A 17,054-nucleotide genomic window follows, 5' to 3' on the forward strand; every position below is an offset into this window, starting at 1 on the left:
TTGCTTTTACAGGAACTGACATAAACATACTATATGAGTAATCAGGAGAAAGCGCATAAAATCATCTTCAGGTTTCACAGCGATCTCTTCGGAAGAGAAATGGTGGAGTCGCTGTGGGCACTGGAGGTGGCTGCTGACCAGGGACTGTATAAAATAGACAGCATTCCGTACTACGTACCGCTTATCGCCACAGAAGACATTGTGCGGGCAAACTATAATAAAATGGAGGAGGGCCTGCTATACCAGGAAACAGTTACACCATCAGGTAATTCTACTGTCCAGGTGATACGGCAAAATGAAGAAACACCCTTACTGCACCTGCGCAAGCAATTTGCCACTTTAGGGTGTTTATCAGTGGAGGTGAACGAGGATTTCTTTGTACTGGAGGTGCTCGCTAATGTAAACTATGCTGTAGTAAAAGAGAAGCTGGATGAACTGGAACAGCAGGAGGAGATAGAGTACGCAGAGCCCAGCCTGTCGGACATACACCGCGAGCAGACAAGTTCTTAGACCCAGTACAAGCTGCACCTGAGTTACCCCCTGATTGAAAAACCAGAAAGAATGAAACCAGGAAAAAAACTCTTCCTGAAGGGTATGAGGAGATGTTCCATGTGTTTGCTTTGATACCTATGATAAAAGAAGGTAAAAAGCAATGAAGGCACAGCTGAACTTCCTGAGAGCTTAAGCCGCAGCAATAGTCACCACACTTACCTCTGTAGCACCTGCAGCCAGCAGCGCTACGGCACAAGCTTCCAGCGTGGCGCCTGTCGTCATAACATCATCTACCAGCAACACACGCTTCCCCTGCACCAGCGTTGGCTGCTGCACCTGAAATACCTGTTCCACATTTTGCCAGCGGTCCAGCCTGTTCTTGCGGGTTTGGGTAGAGGTGTCGACGGTCCTGCGCAAGGCCTTGCCATGATGAGGAAGTTCCAGGACCTGTGCCAAACCCTTTGAGAAACTCTCAGACTGGTTGTAGCCACGGCGGCGCAATTTGTATTTATGCAGCGGCACCGGAACCACCACATCAAACTGCTCCTGATATTGATAGTCGGAGAGGAGGGAGCCATAGCGCTGCCCCAGGTGTTCGCCTAATTCCTGTGCGCCCTTGTACTTTAACTTATGCAAAAGCCTTTGCACTCTTCCCTTCGGCATAAAGTGCAGATAGGCAAAAGCAAAGCGCACCGGTACCTTACCCCAGAACCTGCGCTGCAGCGGGTTCTGCTCAGTTGCCCCATGTACATGCGAGTCTGTATAAGGCAACTTCACGCTGCACCTGGTACAGATGTATTGCTCCCCGCGCGCCATGGCTCCGTCGCAGGCGTAACAACTCTTCGGGAACAACAACGAAAGCAGGTCGTCGAACATTGGCAGGGAACTAGGGTTTAAGGTATTATAGTTAACTTTGTGTAAATAAATATATCCTTTTTAAAAGCTTAACAAGCACTAGCATACATAATAATGAGCTTAGTAGAAGAATTCAATGACTACCGCACGCGCATGAACGAGCGCATTATGTCTTACGACAATAAAGTAATCAAGCGTTTTTTCAACCTTGACACGAATACTTATATGGAAGGTGCCTTGGACGTAAAAACAAAGGAAATGCTGGGCCTGGTGGCTTCCATGGTATTGCGCTGCGACGACTGCATTAAGTACCACGTAGGCAAATGCTACGAAGAGGGCGTAACCGACGAGCAGATAATGGAGGTGTTCTCCATTGCTAACCTCGTAGGCGGCTCCATCGTGATTCCACACTTCAGAAGAGCTGTGGAGTACTGGGAAGAGCTAAAAGAGCGGGGAAGCGCTGAGTAAAATGATTGCTGATTGTTTGCTGTTGATTGTTCAATAAACAGTAGACAATCTGAAAGACCAACAATCAGCAACTAACAAGCAACTATTCAAATGAGATTTGATTCCGATAATTTAGAACATAACTGGACACAGCTTCGGGCTTCATTGATGAAGCAGTTCGGCAAAAAACCGGATATGAACGCTATCCTGTTCCTGATAGGCATACAGGAACTGGGAATCGGCATCCGGGAGTTTACGAAAGAAGAAAAGCAGGACCTGATGCACATTGCCACCTGCAAGGTCTTCAGCCTGTCCGGCTACTATGAATACACCGGCACCGACGAAGAAGGCTGGCCGCATTATAAAGCTGTCAAAACAATTCCGTTTGCCAACCTGAGAGAGCAGGAAAATATGCTCAAGTGGCACGTAATAGAGTATTTTAACCAATCTGAAGAAGAATTCTAAAAACGTAGCACGTGTCTCGTATCAGGATATTGTTTTCCATAGAACCCGGCATGAAATATAAACTGCTGCAATTTGTACTAATATCGTCACTGCTGTTCTTAACAAAAGATACAGGGAAGGACCCTCGTGGTACGAGATAAGTGCTACGTGATTCGCAAAAAGTATGAAAATCATTACCTACAATGTGAACGGCATTCGTGCCGCGCTTACCAAAGGCTTCGGCGACTGGCTGAAGGCTGCCAACCCGGATGTGCTGTGCCTGCAGGAAATCAAGGCAGATGAGTCAAAATTCGATAAGGAGTTCTTTGAGCAGATGGGCTACCACGTATACCTGCACCCGGCTGTAAAGAAAGGTTACAGCGGTGTGGCTATACTATCTAAAGAAAAACCGAAGCACGTGGAGGTAGGCTGCGGCATAGAATGCTATGATGTGGAGGGACGCGTACTGCGCGCTGACTACGACGATGTGTCGGTGATGAGCGTGTATATGCCCTCCGGCTCCAGCGGAGACGAGCGGCAGGACTTCAAGTTTAAGTGGCTCGATGATTTCAGGAAGTACATAAACGAACTGAAACACCAGTTGCCTGGTTTGATCATCAGCGGCGACTATAACATCTGCCACCAGGCCATTGATATTCATAACCCGAAGTCGAATGCAAACAGTTCTGGTTTTCTGCCGGAGGAGCGCAGCTGGATAGGCCAGTTTATCGACAGCGGCTTTATCGACTCATTCCGCCACTTTAACCCGGAGCCACATAATTACACCTGGTGGAGTTATCGTGCCGGCGCACGCAACAAAAATCTTGGTTGGCGTATTGACTATAACATGGCTACTGAAAATCTGCGTGATAGGCTGAAACGTGCCGCTATTCTCACAGAGGCGAAGCATTCAGATCATTGTCCGGTTTTGTTGGAACTGCACTAAGCGTTTATACTAAAGCAGAGGCAATCAGAGTTAATACTTTAGTGGCATATTTCAGCACATTCCGTACTTAACAGCAATACTTTAGCAGTATTTGGTTAACTTACAACTATAGCCGCCATGTGATAAAAACATAAGGAGTAACGACATGAAAGAAAGAGATGCACTCGACCAGTTGCTGCATCAGCTGCAGGAGTTCAAGCAGAAGTTCTACCTCAACATGCTATTGCGGGGTAGCATTTTCGCTGTTGGGCTCCTGCTGTCTATTTACATAGTATATAGCCTGCTGGAGTACATGTTCTATTTCCCGCAGGCAGTAAGGGGCTTCCTGCTGTTCTCTTTTGTAGCCCTGGTTATCTATGTGTTTGTACGATGGATCGCACTGCCCATGTCGGCTCTGGCCAAACTGAAAAGGGTGCTCTCCGACGAGCAGGCCGCACAGCAGGTAGGGGCGCATTACCCGGAGATAAAAGACAAGCTGTTGAACGCTATCCAGCTCCAGAACCTGGACCGCACCAACGAACTGATAGCCGCCAGTATAGCACAGCGTACCGGCCAGTTAGGTTCTTTCCGCTTCAAAGATGCCGTTACTTACCGTGAGAACAGGCCACTGCTGAAGTATGTTGCTTTGCCTGCACTTGTTGCTTTACTCATCGCCATGGTGTACCCCACTATTTTTGTGCAGGGCACGGAGCGCATCATCAATTATAAAAGACATTACGAGCCTCTGGCGCCTTTCCGCTTTGTGGTGCAGAACGAACAGCTGCAGACCTTCAGGGGAGAGGATTTTGAACTGAAGGTGGATGTTCAGGGAAAAGCTGTACCAAGCGAGGTTTTCATTAACTACAATGGCCGCCGCCAGAAGCTGAACGCTAAAGCTAACGGCACCTATACCTACACTTTTAAGCAGCTGCAGAAGCCGGTGGAGTTTCAGTTGGAAGGCTCCGGCTTCTTGTCAAATGACTATACCTTACAACTGCTCTCCAGGCCCAACCTGCGGGACTTCAAAATGCTGGTTCAATACCCGGACTACCTGAAGCGGAAGCCGGAGGAAGTGCAGAATACCGGAAATGCCAACGTGCCGGAAGGCAGCATCATTACCTGGAACTTCTCGGCCACCGAAACTGAAAGCATCAACCTTGCCTTCGAAGACGCGGCACAAAACCTGAATGCTGAGAAAGATGGCAGCAGCTTCAGCACCAGCAAGCAGTTTAACGAAAGCCAGAACTACAGCATCAAACTCCGGAACAAGCACAGCAGTAACAAAGAGCAGATCAATTACCAGATTACAACCATTCCGGACCGTAACCCGCAAATCAGCATAGAGCAGTACCAGGATACGGCGCTGTATACCTATACTATTTTGGGCGGCGATGTGTCGGATGATTACGGTCTGACGCGCCTTGCCTTGTTCTACCGCGTTAACAACGACAAAAACCCACAGGCAAAGTATAAGAGCCAGGCACTGCCACTCAGCACACAGCAGCTCAGCCAAACCTATTATTACCAGTGGAACACTGCTGCCCTTGACATGCAGCCCGGCGACAGGCTGGAGTACTTTGTACAGGTATGGGACAATGATGGCATCCATGGCCCAAAGAGTGCCCGCACCCGCACCTTCGAACTGAAAGTGCCGGATAAGCGCGAGCTCCAGAAGGAACTCGACAACAACTCACAGTCGGTAGCCAGCCAGCTCAGCCAGACACTGAACAAGGCCACGCAGCTGCAGAAAGAGCTTGCCAAGTCTGAAGAGAAGATGAAGACCAAACGCAACCTCAACTGGCAGGACAAAAAGCAGCTGGAGGATCTGATGGAGAAAAAGAAGCAGCTGGAGCAGGACATTGCCTCCATGAAAGAGTTGTTCGAGCAGCTTAACAAAAAGCAGAGCATGCTGAACGAGCCGGACAAGCAATTGGCAGAGAAAGCGCAGGAACTGCAGAAGCTTATGAATGACCTGCTGGACCCGGAAACAAAGAAGCTGTACGAAGAACTGGAGAAGCTCCTACAGCAGCAAAAGCCAAACGACACTGAACTGCAGAAACTCCTTAGCAAGATGGATAACAAGGAGCGTAACCTGGAGCGCGAGCTGGAGCGGGCGCTGGAACTGTTCAAGCAGTTGCAGTTTGAGCAGAAGCTTGATAACGTGAAAGACAAACTGCAGGAAATGGCGAAAGAGCAGCAGCAGCTGGCCGATAAAACCGAGCAGAAGCAGGAAGACAACCAGAAGCTGCAGGAAGACCAGAAGGCGCTCCAGGAGGAGTTTGAGGATGTGAAAGAGCAGATGAAAGACCTGAAAGAACTCAACGACAAAATGGAGCACCCGAACCAGATGAACGAGGAGCAGCAGAAGCAGGATCAGGAAAGCATTGAGCAGGACATGCAGCAGGGCCAGGAGCAGTTACAGAAGCAGCAGAACAAAAAAGCATCTGAGTCGCAGAAGAAGGCAGGGGAGAAGATGGAGCAGATGGCCAAGCAGATGGAGCAGATGAGCAACAGCATGAGCATGGAAGGAATGGAGCAGAACCTGGACAACCTCCGCGACATCCTGGAGAACCTTATCAAACTGTCATTCGACCAGGAGGACCTGATGAAGCAGTTCCGTGGTGTGAACCAATCGGACCCGCGCTTTATTACCCTTTCGCAGCAGCAGCTCAGCCTCCGCGACAATGCCCAGGTAATAGAGGACAGCCTTTACGCCTTAGCTAAGAAAGTATTCCAGATTGAGTCGTTTGTAACACGTGAGGTAACGGCCATGAACGAGAGCATGGACAACAGCATGAGCGAACTCCGCGACCGCAATGTAGGCAAGGCTAACGTACAACAGCAGCTAGCCATGACCAGCATGAACAACCTGGCGCTGATGCTGAACGATGCCATGAAGCAAATGCAGCAGGCCATGCAGCAGATGGGCAATATGGCAGGCAAGCAAAAGGGTAACAAGCCTAAGCCGGGTGATTTTGGCGAAATGCAGCAACAATTGAACAAAAAAATTGAGGATCTGAAAAAAGGAGGCAAATCCGGTAAGGCACTTTCTGAAGAATTAGCTAAATTGGCTGCTGAGCAGGAGGCTCTCCGGAATGCGCTGAAAGAATTGGAAAAGCAGGGTCAAAAACCTGGTGAAAAGGGCCAAAACGGCGATTTGGGAAATATAAGTAAGATGATGGAACAAACAGAGACTGATCTCGTTAATAAACGTTTGACTGAACAAACCATCATGCGGCAGCGCGAAATCCTGACCCGGCTGCTAGAGGCAGAGAAGTCTGCAAAGGAGCGGGAATTGGACAACAAACGCGAGGCAAAAACGGCAGAAGAGATTGCCCGGAAGGTGCCGCCGTCATTTGAGAAGTACTTTAAAGCAAAAGAAAAACAAACCGAATTGCTCAAAACAATACCACCTGCACTTTCACCTTATTATAAGCAGAAGGTTAACGAGTATTTTCAAACCATTAGTAAATAAAACGCACCTATTTTACACTTAACGATTAATATGAATCAGGTTAAAATTCAGATTCCTTCCCTAATCGAAAACATCAGAGTAATTGAAAGCTTTATTGATAACTCAAGAGATGAATTTGAGTTTGAAGATGACATTTATGGCAACATCATGGTTGCTGTTACGGAATCTGTTAATAACGCTATACGCCACGGGAACAAGTTCGACAAAGACAAAAATGTGTACCTCACCTTACAGGTAGAAGAGAACAAACTGTTTTTTGAAGTAGAGGATGAAGGCCCAGGTTTCGACTACGAGAACCTGCCAGACCCCACTGCACCCGAGAACCTGGAAAGCCCTGGAGGCCGCGGCATCTTCTTAATGCGCAACCTCTGCGATGAAGTTAACTTTGCTGACAACGGCAAAAAGGTACAGCTGATATTTAATATCATACCATCAGAGAATGGAACATCCAATTGAGTTTTTTAGCGAGGACATTGAATTTGAGCTAAACAACCCGGAGCAGGTTTCAGAATGGATCGCAACAGTTATAGAGCACCACGAACAAGAGCTAAGTAACCTTACCTACGTTTTCTGCTCAGATGAGTACCTCCACCAGATGAACGTGGAGTACCTCGACCACGATACCCTCACAGACATCATCACCTTCAATAATGCCGACGAAGAGGGCATCATTGAAGGTGATATTTTTATAAGCGTAGACCGAGTGCGCGATAACTCCGCTGACATGGGCACCTCTTTTGAAGATGAACTCCACCGTGTCATCATTCATGGCGTTCTCCACCTGATTGGCTTCGGAGATAAGACAGAAGAGGAAGAGGCACTTATGCGCAAACAAGAAGATTCTTCCTTATCTTTGCGTAAATTTTAATCGCAAAAAGGAATTACCAACCTCCTGCAGATGTTTCACGTGAAACATCCCTAAAAATCAGAATACATGTTTCCAGAATACGATATCATAGTTGTTGGAGCTGGGCACGCAGGCTGTGAGGCCGCTGCAGCTGCAGCCAAGATGGGTTCAAAGGTGCTGTTAGCAACTATGAACATGAACACTATTGCACAAATGTCTTGTAACCCCGCCATGGGTGGTGTGGCCAAAGGTCAGATTGTTCGCGAGGTGGATGCACTGGGTGGAATGAGCGGTATCATTACCGACCAGACCATGATCCAGTTCCGCATGCTGAACAAATCAAAAGGTCCGGCCATGTGGAGCCCGCGTGCGCAAAGCGACCGCATGCGGTTTGCAGAAGCATGGCGTCTGTCTCTGGAGCAAACAGAGAACATTGACTTCTGGCAGGAGATGATAACAGGCATAGAAGTAGAGAACGGGAAAGCAGCCGGCGTACGCACAAGCCTGGGGATAACTATACGCGGAAAGGCTGTTGTATTAACGAATGGTACGTTTTTGAATGGTATTATCCACATCGGAGAGAAGCAACTAGGAGGGGGGCGTGCTGCTGAGAAATCAGCGAAAGGCATTACTGAGCAACTCGTAGAGCTTGGCTTTGAAGCAGGCCGCATGAAGACGGGTACACCTCCACGTGTAGACGGACGCTCGCTAGACTATAGCCGGATGGAAGAACAGTTCGGAGACGAGAAGCCCTCGAAGTTTTCTTATACCGAAACAGAGCCACTAGCACAACAGCGCAGCTGCTACATTACTTATACAAACCCGGAGGTACACGAGATTCTGAAGACCGGCTTCGAAAAATCGCCGATGTTCCAGGGACGTATTCAGGGATTAGGACCACGCTACTGCCCGTCCATTGAAGATAAAATCAACCGCTTTGCAGATCGCGACCGCCACCAGATTTTCGTGGAACCGGAAGGATGGAATACAGTGGAAGTATATGTTAACGGATTCTCCAGTTCTTTGCCGGAAGATGTGCAGCTGAAAGCCTTGCGTAAAATCGAAGGATTTGAAAACGCGAAAATGTTCCGTCCTGGCTATGCCATCGAGTATGACTTCTTCCCGCCTACACAGCTAAACCTGACGCTGGAAACGAAGCTGGTGGAGAACCTCTACTTTGCTGGCCAGATAAACGGAACAACAGGTTACGAAGAAGCCGCTTGCCAGGGACTGATGGCGGGTATAAATGCCCATAACAAAATCAATGAGAAAGCACCGTTTGTGCTGAAGCGTTCTGAGGCTTATATCGGCGTGCTGATTGATGACCTGGTAAACAAAGGCACAAACGAGCCTTATCGTATGTTTACTTCCCGTGCCGAGCACCGCATTCTGCTGCGCCAGGATAACGCAGATATTCGTTTGACAAAGCTCGGATATGAGTTGGGTTTAGCAGATGAATCCCGCAAAAAGGCTGTGGAAAAGAAGATCGAAGAAACAGGTGAAATCATCGCCTATTTAAATAATAAGCCGATCGAGCCAGGAGAAATCAACATGGTGCTGGAAGGTTTAGGCTCAGCTCCCATCACAGAAAAGCAAAGAGCAGGTCAGCTTATCAAGCGCCCGAACATCGAGATTGAGCACATCGCTGCAGCCGTACCATCGGTAGCAGAATATCTGAGCAAGTTCAGAGAAGACAGCGTAGAGCAGGCAGGCATACAGGTGAAGTACGAAAGCTATATCGAGAAAGAATATAGCATGGCCGCCAAAATGAGCGAGCTCGAAAACTACATCATCAAAGAGAGAATAGATTACCGTAACATACCTGCCTTATCTGCTGAGGCAAAAGAAAAACTGCTGAAGGTAAACCCGGAAACAATCGGGCAGGCCTCCAGAATCAGCGGCGTTACGCCGGCTGACATTTCAGTACTAATGGTATACCTGGGTAAATAAATGAGCTACGAAAGATTGGAACAATGCCCGATATGCGGCAAAGAAGAGTTTAAGAATTTTTTAGTAGTAACCGATAACGCTGTATCAAAAGAGAGTTTCGTAATTGTGGAATGTGAGAACTGTTCCTTCAAATTCACAAACCCAAGACCAGATTTGCAGAGCATAAGTCAGTACTATGAATCAGAGGAATACATCTCGCACAGCAATACAAAAAATGGAATTATCAACAGAGCGTATCATGTAGTACGCTCTATTACTACCAAGCAGAAAGTAGAGCTTATCAACAGGCATTCCCCTGCTAAAGGCACCATCCTGGATTATGGTTGCGGAACAGGCGTATTTCTTAGCGCCTGCAAAAAAGATGGATGGGAAGTGAGAGGAGTGGAGCCGAATGATAAAGCAAGAGAAGCTGCATCCACAGAGACTGGTGAACTGGTTGCAAAGAGCCTGAAGGATATAGAAGGAGAGAAGTTTGAGGTTATTACATTATGGCACGTGCTGGAGCACATCCATGCTTTGAATGAAACCATAAGCCAGCTGCTGGAAATGCTGCAGGAAAACGGTACGCTAATTATAGCCGTGCCAAATGCTGACTCACATGATGCAAAAGAATACAAGGCGGATTGGGCAGCTTATGATGTACCACGCCACCTGTACCACTTCACACAACCTACTATGAAGCGCTTCCTGAAAAAGCATAAGATGGTGCTGGAAGAAGTGTTGCCGATGAAGTTTGACGCCTACTATGTGAGCATGCTCAGCGAGAAACACAAAGACGGCAAAACCAAAATGATAAGCAGCATGCTGAACGGCTTTAAGTCGAACAGCTACGCAGAAAAGAACGGGAACGATTATTCAAGCTTAATTTTTGTAGCGAAAAGAAAATAAATCGCGGAAGTAAGCGTGTGATATCAAAATAGGCAAGCGAGAGTTTGCCTATTTTGATTTGAGACAAAACATACTGATGAATCTAAAGACAGCAATTGCAGTAACTGGCATTGTAGCGGGCCTGGCTTCCTGCGCTACGATGAGCACACCCGACGGAGGCCCAAAGGACCTGACACCACCGACATTGGTTCAGAGTAACCCAAAAGACCAACAACTGAATGTGCGCACCAAAACGATTGAGTTGGTTTTCGATGAAGAGGTGCAGCAGAAAAACCTAAACAAAGAACTGTTGATTACCCCCAACATCAACAACAAGTACCAAGTAAAAAGCAACCGGAATATACTGACCCTGGAGTTCGAAAAACAGTTGCAGGATAGTACCACCTTCACCTTTAACTTCAGGGAAGGCATTGTGGATATAACAGAACAAAACAAGGCTCAGAACCTGAAATTGGCCTTCAGCACCGGTTCATTCATAGACTCGAGCAGCATAAGCGGCAAAGTTATCCACCTGATGAGACAGACACCGGAGAAGGGTGCAGTAGTCGCCTTGTACCAGGCAGAAGATACCCTGAGTATCCGAAAGAACAGGCCGTATTATTTGACAACAACAGATGATGCCGGAAACTTTGAAATCGAGAATGTTAAGGAAGGCAACTACAGGGTTTATGCACTGATTGACAAAAACAACAACAGCTACTACGATACAGAAGAAGAAAGAATTGGTTATTTGCCTACTCCCATCCGGATAGTACCAGGCACAGATTCCGTAAACCTGCAGACCGTTCGCCTCGACACAAAGAAGCCTATCTTACTCCAGCGGGAAAAATATACGGATCGATTTATAGGGAACTACAACGAGGGAATCCAAAGGTTCTCGGCAAGACCAGTAGCGGGTACTACAGACAGCCTGGTGCAAAGGATCGGAGCCGATGGAAAAGCAGTAGAGGTGTTTAAAACTCCAGCCTTTGAGGGTGGACAAACTCTGTTTACTGCTGTTGATTCTGCAGGCAATATCACCACAGACACTGTTCAGATAGCCTTTGAAGGTAGAAGGGCACAGCGTATAAAAGGAGCGCAGCTCAAAGTTATCAACGGCAAACCAAAAAATAATATCGGAGTTGGCCAGCAGGTGACTGTGGAAGTGGAAACACCTGTACGCATTACCGGTGACACTCCTATCAGCTTGATATCAGATACAACTGTGCTGCACCAGCTAACGCCTGATCAGATAAGCCTAGACAGGACAAACACAGAGCTTAGTTTTACTTTACCGGAAATTAACAACCGCATAAAGCAGTTGTCCGTGGTAATGGATAGTACTGCTATTGTTCCGATAACAGGTGAGCCATTAAAGTTTCAGCCCTTAAACATCACAGTCGCAGAAGCCCGTGGTACAGGAACATTAAGTGGAACAGCCACTACTGACCATACTTCTTTTATCATACAGCTGCTCAACAATGAGTATAAGGTGGTAGAGGAAGTAAGAAATAACAAGAACTTCCGGTTCCGGAATATTGAACCCGGTACCTACCGCTTGCGGGTATTAGTAGATGAGAATAATAATGGGGTGTGGGAAAAGGGAGATCCAAATTTTGAAAGACCACCCGAAAAAGTTTATGTACTGCCTGAGGTCTTAGACATCAGGGCTAACTGGGAAAGAGATGAAAGTAAAAACCCAGGTTTTCTAGTGTTCTAGCAAAAGGATCAACAAAAGAGGGAGGCCATAGTGCCTCCTTTTTTGTTAATACAGGTACAAGAAAAGCTGTTGAAAACAGCGAGCGAAAACACGAACAAATTCAGTCATTCATTTGCCTAAGCTAAACTGGTTTCACAAGACCAGATTAGATATCCACAGGAACAGCACCAGAACAGCGGCTATAACGACTGCAGCCAACACGTAGTTTGTATGTACCTAAAGAGGCAAAACTAACGCTGCTTCAGGCTTGAGAACGGGTGCTTCAAAACAAATCAGCTACGCAAATTCTAAGCTACACCAACTGCAAAATCAACAGGTGCGCTTTCAGAAAAGCGGGTACGAAACAAATACTACAAAACAGTTCAGTACTCCGGAAGATGACCAGGTGTACCTTATCTCTCCAAGCTTATCTAAAGATGATAACACATGAGCTCTTTGAGCTTTCAGCATGATGCAACTTGTTTCACAAGTTCCGGTTGAGTAACCGGAGTAAGCCAATCCATAAGAAAATTAAAGTGCCGCTCGAGAAGTATCACCTGGTTCATGCACAGAGAGTCGCCTCCCTACCTGAATTCGCAACCTCAAGAACTAACATTCAAAATCAAACAACTGCTGAATCCTGTATCCTGCAAGCCTGGATTTTTTAAAAGCCAAACGAAGGTGAGCAGGTCTATCATAAATGAAACTGAATGCTTCTTAAGAACATCCAGCACCCACCCTTCTTGCTGTTGTTTCGGTAGCACCTCTCCATTTACAGATTTAACCAGGCATCACTTCATCATCCCTTTCAGCATGGGGTCTGGCATCACTCCTTTAGCTAAAATATCACTCCGGCGTCAGCACTTGAACGACAGTTGAATCTCCCCTGCCTCCTGTTAATGCTAAGGTTAGGTTGGTTCCTGGTTCTGCCCTTCTACTATAGCTAGTCTTGCTTCCATAGCTCTGCGAAATCTGCCGGAGTCTTAACATCACCATTTATTACTTCCTGTATTCTTCTGCCTTCTTCAACCCCAATTTATTGTTAAGCGCCAGCTGACAAAAATAGCCTTTGTACAGTACCTACTCTTTCTCTGGTACATCATAACAGCCGCAAAAATTTTCATGCTCCTCACCCTATCAACCGGATCCATTTCCTGCAAAAGAGGACTGCACAAAAGAACAGATACAGGGAAATGTGACAAGACCTGCCTGATCAGAGCAGTGTAGCAGATAAAGCAACTACACAGGATGTAAAAGCAGGAGTGAAGGTGTAACAGCCTGAAGAAACTACACCGGTATAAAAAGTTCACACTCATACACCCAGCTCTGAAGTGTCGATACAAGCCAACTCCAAAGCAGGAAAAAACGGTAAGAGAAACAAAAAAGAGTAATCCACAGAAGGGATGGTATTAGGTGTGGATAAGCGTGGGTAAACCAATGGACAATTTACACACCCCTATGTGAAGGGGTAAAAACACACGTGTGTAAAGGGCAAAAAGTGGATTAGGGTGCACAAGTTACTGTGTAATCGGGCGCTTTCCACGTATTTGTTTATTGTGTAAAAAGAAATACACAAAAAAGAGGAAAAAGTGGATAAGAGGCTTAAAGGCCTGAAACATAAAAATATAAAATCCACAGACACGTGGAACATCTGGTGAAAAAGTGAAGGGCTGTAAACAAGTTATAGCCAGTAAACAGAAATGAGTAAAGTTGTCCACTTATAAACACACCTGATAATGAAAGAAAGATTTTTAAGAAAAAACATTTTAAAAGAGTTATTAGGTGTTAAAAGATGTGGAAAGGTGAAAAGGTAGGCCTGTGTAAGGAGGTAGGTAGAGTTACATCAAAACTATACAGGAGAAAAATCGATATATTTAGAGCCGACAACAGACAAACAAAAGAAGAAAAGCATGCTGTTAAATATTGAGTTGACACTACCCTTCGAAGAACCAGTACTAATATTCACGCTGGTGCTTCTGATCATACTGGTGGTACCGATTGTACTGAATAAGTTTCGGATACCGGGTATAGTGGGGCTGATTGTAGCAGGGGTAGTGCTGGGACCGAACGGGCTGAATATTTTAGCGCGGGACGCAAGTATCGTTTTGTTCGGAACAGTGGGGCTGCTTTACATCATGTTCCAGGCAGGTCTGGAGATAGACATGATAGATTTTAAAAGATATAAGGTGCGAAGCCTTGTATTTGGTTCTCTGACTTTCCTGATACCCATCTTAGTAGGAACGGCAACCTTCTTCTATTTACACGGCTACAACATCAAGCCAGCTATCCTGCTGGCAAGCATGTTTGCACCACATACGCTGCTTGCATATCCCATTGTGAGCAGGCTCGGGCTGAGCAAGAATGAAGCGGTGACCTTAACAATAGGAGGAACGCTCATAACAGACACAGCAGTACTATTTGTATTGGCCGTAATCATCAACTCAACCCAGGGAGACACAGGAGTATGGTTCTGGGTATTCATGATACTAGAGATGGCTATTTTCGTGGCGGTGGTGCTGTGGCTGTTTCCAAAAATATCGAAGTGGATGTTCAAGCAGCTGGAAAGTGAGAAGGGAGCCCAGTATATATTTGTGTTGACAGTAGTGTTTGCTGCTGCGTTCTTATCAGAGGTGGCTGGTATGGAAGCCATCATCGGAGCCTTCCTTGCTGGTCTGGCCCTGAACCCACTGATACCACATACCTCGGCACTAATGAACAGAATAGAGTTTGTGGGTAATAATATTTTTATCCCTTTCTTCCTGATTAGCACAGGTATGCTGGTAGACCTGACAGTACTGTTTACGGACACCAACGCAATGCTGATAGCAGGGACCATTGTAGTACTGGCACCACTGACAAAATATGCGGCAGCCTTCATCACTCAAAAAATCTTCAAGTTCAGCGTACTGCAGCGTAACCTTATCTTCGGATTGAGTAGTGCACATGCGGCAGCAACGTTGGCTGTGGTGCTGGCAGGTTTTGACATAGGCTTGTTAGGAGAAAGCGCGTTGAACGGAGCCGTGGTACTTATACTGGTATCCAGTATTGTTAGCTCCTTCTCAACTGAAAAAGTGGGAAGAAACTTGGCAATATTGGAAAGTAGAAGAAAACCAGACATCAGCGTGAAGCCAGACAGGATACTGGTACCAATCGGAAACCCCAAAACAATTGAGAGGCTGATAGACCTGGCTGTAATGCTAAAGAACCCCGATCACAGCCAGCCAATTTACCCCTTGGCAGTGGTAATAGATAACGAACATGCGGAGGAAGAGATATTCAAAAAGAACAAGATGTTGCAGGAGGCAATCACACATGCCTCCGCCACAGACAACGACGTGCAGCTGGTCTCCAAAATAGATGTGAACGTAGCAAGTGGTATATTGCGGGCCATCAAAGAATTAATGATCACAGAAGTGGTATTAGGTTGGAATGCTAAAATCACCACCCGGGACCGGATCTTTGGAACCGTGTTGGACAGCCTGCTGACGAATACAGATGAGATGATTTTGGTATGCAAAATCATACAGCCGCTGAACACAACAGGACGAATTGTCGTGATAGTGCCCACCAACGCAGAACTGGAACGAGGCTTTATGCGCTGGATCAGGAGCGTGAAACTGCTTTCAACACAGCTGGGTGCTCCCATCCTGTTCCGTGGCCGTAAGCGGACGCTAAACAAGCTTAAAAGCGTTATCGCCGATACCAAGCCAGCCGTGGAAGCAGACTATATGCCATACAGTAGCCTGAATGAAATATCTACGATGAAAACAGAGCTGCGGAAAGACGATATGGTAGTGGTTATTTCTGCCAGAAAGCGCACAGTGTCTTATAACAGCGCCATGGATTACGTGCCACGCATCCTGTCCAGGAACTACAAAGACAACAGCTTTATTGTTATCTACCCGGAACAGAACCCGGTATACCAGAGCGTGCCTGTGAAACCAACTGCATATGCCGGTAATGCCACAGAAGAGGAAGACATTTGATTACGACCTTGATTTTGACAGTATCAACTTCAGGCAGCGACCGGAGTTGTACCGAATCGGGAAAGGGGAGCAGGGGGTACTGCTCGTAGAGCCCTACAAATCCGAGATACTGCCGCACTGGCGTTTTAAAACACCAGAAATAGCACGTGAGTCCTCTGAAAAGATATACACGATGTTCAAAGCATATCTGCAGCAAGATGATTTTGTAGGAGCCGACATGGCTCGAAAATTTCTGCAGATGGGGTATACCCGGAGCAGGCGCTATGCCAACCACAAATCCGGCAAAAAGTATGAAGGGTCTGTTCCGGACGATAAGAAAGGGCAGAGCGGAGCACATGGCAGGGAACAACTACCTCTGGAGCCGGATCCGGTGAAGGCAGCGTCAGCAGCTATTTTCAAAGAGAAATGGGAGCAGGCGAAGCAGAATAAAGAGTATCAGCAAATGAGCCAGCGCTTTAGAGCGATGTATGAAACGCCACCACAGGAAAATTCTTAAACAAAAGGTGAACCTTTGAAAAAGTAATTCGTGTATCTTTGCACATATAAACCTTAAATTGAACATGATCAACAAAGACATCAGGTTAGGCAAGGGGCTTGGCAAGATCAAGTTTGGCCTGACAATGGAAGAAGTAGAAGAGCTGATTGGCGAACCGGAAGAAGTAGAAGAGTCTGATGAAGAGGATGAGTTTGAGCATCAGGCCTGGAACTACTGGGAAGAAGGCTATTCACTATACTTCGACAAAGAAGACGACTACCGCCTGAGCTGTATTGAAACGGCAAACCGAGAGGTGCAGATTTGGGGTGAGCGCGTTTTCGAGATGAGTAAAGAGCAGGTGCTACGCCTTTTTGCTGATAACGATATTACTGGTCCTGAAGAGGAAGAAGCTGAAACAGGCGAGACACGTATTTCTTTCGAAAAGGAGATGATTGACCTGTACTTCGACGAAGACCAACTGATCGCCATCAATTTTGGAGTGTTCATCAATGACAATCTGGAAGTAATCTGGCCAGAGAAATAAGGCAAAGAATATAATACAGAAAAGCCCCGGCATCTCCTGCCGGGGCTT

At 46.6% G+C, this 17,054-nt stretch carries 14 protein-coding genes; 13 read left to right on the top strand and 1 reads right to left on the bottom strand.

Annotated features, from left to right (window positions below; genetic code table 11):
- Positions 1-33 precede the first annotated feature (33 nt).
- Positions 34-510 (top strand): DUF4265 domain-containing protein, encoded by a 477-nt coding sequence (locus tag ACYVB1_RS21760; RefSeq protein ID WP_460925929.1) that lies wholly within the window; start codon positions 34-36, stop codon positions 508-510.
- Between the two features lie 171 nt (positions 511-681).
- On the opposite strand, the gene ACYVB1_RS21765 is transcribed toward ACYVB1_RS21760, so the two are convergent.
- Entirely contained in the window at positions 682-1,368 is a 687-nt protein-coding gene (locus tag ACYVB1_RS21765) for a ComF family protein (protein WP_460925930.1), read from the bottom strand.
- A gap of 93 nt (positions 1,369-1,461) precedes the next feature.
- Here ACYVB1_RS21765 and ACYVB1_RS21770 point away from each other — a divergent pair, with 93 nt between their 5' ends.
- The 12 genes from ACYVB1_RS21770 (at position 1,462) to ACYVB1_RS21825 (ending at position 17,006) form a co-directional block, all read left to right on the top strand.
- Entirely contained in the window at positions 1,462-1,815 is a 354-nt protein-coding gene (locus ACYVB1_RS21770) for a carboxymuconolactone decarboxylase family protein (RefSeq protein WP_162054170.1), read from the top strand.
- A gap of 90 nt (positions 1,816-1,905) precedes the next feature.
- The gene (locus ACYVB1_RS21775) at positions 1,906-2,259 is read left to right on the top strand and encodes a hypothetical protein (RefSeq protein WP_460925931.1); all 354 of its coding nucleotides are present in this window, start codon (positions 1,906-1,908) and stop codon (positions 2,257-2,259) included.
- 163 nt (positions 2,260-2,422) lie between these two features.
- Positions 2,423-3,184 (top strand): exodeoxyribonuclease III, encoded by a 762-nt coding sequence (locus tag ACYVB1_RS21780; RefSeq protein WP_460925932.1) that lies wholly within the window; start codon positions 2,423-2,425, stop codon positions 3,182-3,184.
- A gap of 145 nt (positions 3,185-3,329) precedes the next feature.
- Entirely contained in the window at positions 3,330-6,638 is a 3,309-nt protein-coding gene (locus ACYVB1_RS21785) for a DUF4175 family protein (RefSeq protein ID WP_460925933.1), read from the top strand.
- Between the two features lie 30 nt (positions 6,639-6,668).
- Positions 6,669-7,094, top strand: a complete 426-nt coding sequence (locus ACYVB1_RS21790) for an ATP-binding protein (protein ID WP_460925934.1) — start codon at positions 6,669-6,671, stop codon at positions 7,092-7,094.
- The gene (ybeY, locus tag ACYVB1_RS21795) at positions 7,078-7,506 is read left to right on the top strand and encodes an rRNA maturation RNase YbeY (protein WP_460925935.1); all 429 of its coding nucleotides are present in this window, start codon (positions 7,078-7,080) and stop codon (positions 7,504-7,506) included. The genes ACYVB1_RS21790 and ybeY overlap by 17 nt, the downstream gene beginning before the upstream one ends.
- A 66-nt stretch (positions 7,507-7,572) precedes the next feature.
- Positions 7,573-9,435: a tRNA uridine-5-carboxymethylaminomethyl(34) synthesis enzyme MnmG gene (gene mnmG, locus ACYVB1_RS21800; protein ID WP_460925936.1), complete on the top strand. Its 1,863-nt coding sequence runs from the start codon at positions 7,573-7,575 to the stop codon at positions 9,433-9,435.
- A complete protein-coding gene (locus ACYVB1_RS21805) occupies positions 9,436-10,323 on the top strand; it encodes a class I SAM-dependent methyltransferase (RefSeq protein WP_460925937.1) in 888 nt (295 codons plus the stop codon).
- A 76-nt stretch (positions 10,324-10,399) separates the two neighbouring features.
- A complete protein-coding gene (locus tag ACYVB1_RS21810) occupies positions 10,400-12,022 on the top strand; it encodes an Ig-like domain-containing domain (protein ID WP_460925938.1) in 1,623 nt (540 codons plus the stop codon).
- Between the two features lie 1,889 nt (positions 12,023-13,911).
- Positions 13,912-15,987 (top strand): cation:proton antiporter, encoded by a 2,076-nt coding sequence (locus tag ACYVB1_RS21815; protein ID WP_460925939.1) that lies wholly within the window; start codon positions 13,912-13,914, stop codon positions 15,985-15,987.
- A complete protein-coding gene (locus tag ACYVB1_RS21820; RefSeq protein WP_460925940.1) occupies positions 15,962-16,483 on the top strand; it encodes a DUF4385 domain-containing protein in 522 nt (173 codons plus the stop codon). The genes ACYVB1_RS21815 and ACYVB1_RS21820 overlap by 26 nt, the downstream gene beginning before the upstream one ends.
- A gap of 64 nt (positions 16,484-16,547) precedes the next feature.
- The gene (locus ACYVB1_RS21825; RefSeq protein WP_460925941.1) at positions 16,548-17,006 is read left to right on the top strand and encodes a hypothetical protein; all 459 of its coding nucleotides are present in this window, start codon (positions 16,548-16,550) and stop codon (positions 17,004-17,006) included.
- The last annotated feature ends 48 nt before the right edge of the window (positions 17,007-17,054 follow it).

It is taken from the genome of Pontibacter brevis (genome assembly GCF_054779655.1).